The sequence below is a fragment of the Nitrococcus sp. genome (assembly GCF_059432795.1).
Map to the genome: position 1 here is coordinate 1 of NZ_JBXWZQ010000240.1, position 2,834 is coordinate 2,834.

The following is a 2,834-nucleotide window of genomic DNA, read 5'->3' on the forward strand; positions in this document are numbered from 1 at the left end:
GTGGACGTGCACATCCGGCGGCTGCGCAAGGCGATCGCCGGTCACGGCCACGACCGGCTGATCCAGACGGTGCGCGGCGCGGGCTACCGCTTTTCAGTCAATCCGTAACGTGCGCGGCCGCTGTTAGCCGGCAGCGCTCGCCAGATTCCGTAACGACCTTCCCATAAAAAGCCCCGGCGCCGGTAATAAGCGTCGTGGTTATCGAACATAATTACCTTTAGATGTGGCTTTCGCTGCGTTGCGATCGACGCTTGGCGCTTTTCCCGATAGAAATGCCCATCGGGCACCGCGCCAACGATCGCCTCGCCGTTGTCGCCATGCCTAATGCGGCGGAGTGAGCTGTTATGGCCGACAAGCCCGTTACCGTTCTCCTGGTAGAGGACAACCCGGTATACAGCCGCCTGATACAGAGACTGCTCGGGCAGTCGAAGCGGCCCGCCTTCGAGGTCGTGGCGGTCGAGCGCCTGGCGGCAGCCCTGCCGCGACTCGCTACCGGCGGCATCGACGTTGTGCTCCTCGACCTCATGCTCCCGGACAGTGAGGCGCTCGATACCTTTTATCGTGTGCGTGCCCAAGCCCTAGACGTCCCCATCGTCATTCAAAGTGCCCTCGATGACGTAAGCCTCGCAGGCAAGGTCGTCGAAAGCGGAGCGCAGGACTTTCTGCTCAAGGAGCGAATCAACGATGTCTCCCTCATCCGCTCCATTCGCTACGCCATCGAGCGCACGCGCGCGCGCGGCGCCGAGTGGTCCTCGGCCATGTTTCGCCTCGCCCAGCAGCAATTTCTCAAGACCGCCCACATCGTCGGTCTCGACGACAACATTCGCCAACGGCTGCTGTTTCCCGAGCGCGCCCAGATCGCCACGCTGCCGTTTCGGCGCGATGAGCGCGAACAGGTGGAGACCGTCTTCGCCTATCGCGTGCAACACGTGCTCGCCATGGGGCCGACCAAGGGCGGCATCCGTTACCATCAGGACGTCAATCTCGGCGAGGTCGCCGCGCTAGCCATGTGGATGACCTGGAAATGCGCCCTCATGAACCTGCCCTTCGGCGGCGCCAAGGGGGGGGTGCGGATCGATCCGAACGGGCTGACCCGCAGCGAGCTGCAGCGACTGACGCGCCGCTACGCCCTGGAATTCATTGGCATCATTGGCGCCGACAAGGACATCCCAGCGCCCGATATGGGCACCAGCGAGCAGGTCATGGCCTGGATAATGGACACCTACAGCCAACACGTCGGCTACTCCGTGCCCTCTGTGGTGACAGGCAAGCCGATTGTTCTGGGCGGCTCGCTCGGGCGCAATGAGGCGACCGGGCGGGGGCTCGTTTATTTGATCGAGGAGGTCTGTCGCCATCTCGCTGTCGAGCTCGCAAAGTCCACGGCGGTGGTCCAGGGTTTTGGCAACGTGGGCGCGCACGTCGCGGCCTTTCTCGCCGAATGCGGCGCCAGGGTGGTGGCGGTGAGCGATATGAGCACCGCAATCTACAATCCGGCCGGATTGCCGATCGATGCGCTGCGCAAATACGTGCGCGAGCACCAGATTCTCGCCGGCTGTCCCTGCGGGGAGGAAATCGAGAACCGCGAGATGCTGGAGCTCCACTGCGACATCCTCGCCCCTTGCGCATTGCAAAATCAGATTACCGCGGAAAACGCCGGACGCCTCGATTGCAGGATCCTGGCGGAGGGCGCCAACGGGCCCACGACGCTCGAGGCGGACGAGATATTGAGCGAGCGTGAAATCTTCGTGCTGCCGGATATCCTGGGCAATGCGGGTGGGGTCATCGTTTCCTATTTCGAGTGGGTGCAGGGGCTGCAGAACCTCATGTGGCCTCTCGAGGAAGTCAACGCGCGCCTGCGTGACATCTTGACCAACGCGCTTGAGCGCACCTTGCAACGCGCCGAAGCGAGCAAGGTCGATATGCGCACGGCGGCCATGATGGAGGCGCTGCAACGCGTAGAGACTGCGAAACGCCTGCGTGGTCTGTTTCCCTGACTGGAGTTCCGCATGACGCCGAGGCCGAGGCCGAGAGCGGAGGACGAGACTGGCGGCACAATGAGCGAATCGTAATGGACAGGTCGGGCGCGCCGGCGGTAAAAGAGAGCGTTGACGGCATCTGCCCGCTGTATCGATTGCAAGACGCTAAGCGAGCGTTTTCTCCCCGTTGAGAAACGCGCGCAGCTCAGTCTCGAGCCGGCCGAACCGTTGGTGCAGCCAAGAGACCGCCTCGGAAGCGCCAGAGAGTTGGTTCTCGCGGCCGACGCGCTCGACGCGTTCCGCCGCCTGTGCGGCGGAGCCGGCTCCCAAGGCTTTCAAGGAACTTTTGAGCGAATGGGCCGGCCGTTGCAGGGCCTTTGCGTCCTCTCGGTCGAGCGCTCGGTCAATTTCATCGAAGAGCTTCCCGGATTCCTCGACCACCAGTTGCACCAGTTCCTTGAGAAAATCCTCATTGCCTTGCGCCGTCTTCAATGCCGCCGACCAATCGATGAGCGCCTCGGCTCCACTTCCCGGCTCCGCTTTGGTCCCGTCCTCCTGCGCGGGCGGCATTTCACCGTCCGGCGGCCGTGCTTCGGTGGCTACGAGCGCCGCTATCGTGTCAAAGAGCTCCCGGGCACGCACGGGCTTGCTGACATAGCCGTCCATCCCAGCCTCCAGGCATCGCTCGCGGTCCCCTTTCATGGCGTGCGCCGTCAGCGCGATGATGGGCACATGGCAGCCGCTCCTGGCTTCTTTCGCGCGAATCACCGCGGTTGCTTCCAAGCCATCCATTTCCGACATTTCGACGTCCATCAGCACGACGTCGAAGCGGTCTAGATCATAGGCGGCCACGGCTTC

General features: G+C 63.2%; 3 protein-coding genes. 2 read left to right on the plus strand and 1 reads right to left on the minus strand.

Going from position 1 to position 2,834, the window contains the following annotated elements; genetic code table 11:
• Both AC52Q4_RS16550 and AC52Q4_RS16555 read left to right on the plus strand, forming a co-directional pair.
• Positions 1–108, plus strand: a 108-nt coding sequence (locus AC52Q4_RS16550; RefSeq protein ID WP_495537901.1) for a winged helix-turn-helix domain-containing protein, incomplete at its 5' end; no start/stop codon positions are given.
• 236 nt (positions 109–344) lie between these two features.
• Positions 345–1,994 carry a Glu/Leu/Phe/Val dehydrogenase dimerization domain-containing protein gene (locus AC52Q4_RS16555; RefSeq protein ID WP_495537899.1) on the plus strand — a complete coding sequence of 550 codons (1,650 nt, stop codon included), beginning with the start codon at positions 345–347 and terminating at the stop codon, positions 1,992–1,994.
• A gap of 147 nt (positions 1,995–2,141) precedes the next feature.
• On the opposite strand, the gene AC52Q4_RS16560 is transcribed toward AC52Q4_RS16555, so the two are convergent.
• Positions 2,142–2,834: response regulator (locus AC52Q4_RS16560; RefSeq protein WP_495537900.1), on the minus strand; the 693-nt coding region annotated here is incomplete at its 5' end.